General features: G+C 51.5%; 1 protein-coding gene. It reads right to left on the reverse strand.

The window, feature by feature from the left end; all coding sequences use genetic code 11:
• On the reverse strand, positions 1-674 hold a 674-nt coding region (locus R8O11_RS28160), incomplete at both ends, for a GGDEF domain-containing protein (RefSeq protein WP_318194992.1).

Consider the following 674-nt stretch of genomic DNA (forward strand, 5'->3'; position numbering starts at 1 on the left):
GATACGAATGCCGACCGAGCAACTGATGAATAAGCGTGTGTCTTCCCAGATAAACAGGTGCTCACCCAATGTGGAGATAATCACCTTCGCAATATTGATCGCGCCATACTCGTCGCAATCTTTCAGTAGCACCGCGAATTCATCGCCGCCCATTCTCGCCAGCACGGAATTGTATGGCAGCACCTCTTCCAACATGCTGGCGCAAAATTGAATCGCAGCATCGCCCGCATCGTGCCCAACGGTGTCATTAAGCACTTTCAACTGGTCGAGATCGAGGTACAACATCGCGTGCACTCGGCGGTGGCTATCCACTTCACGCAGCGCGGTTTTCAACTCCAACTCAAAGTGGTTGCGGTTGTATGTCCCCGTCAATAAGTCATAACGCGCCTGATACTCTAACTTCTCAGCCAAAAGTTTGGGCTCTGAAATGTCTTCACCCACAATCAGCAACTGATCGGAATCGTTGAGCGGTCGAATGTTTTCGCGTACCCAAACACTGTGCCCGTCAGCATGGCGATACTCGATTTCACGTCGCCACACATCATGAACTTGATGACTCGGTTGCAACAACACCTGACGTGGGAACAGCGCTTTGTCATCAAGATAGAACTCTCGCAGGCGATGGCCGAGCATCTCAATCGGCTCGTAGCCCAATAACAGTTGCGCGAATCGGT

The organism is Vibrio sp. 1288 (assembly GCF_033344475.1).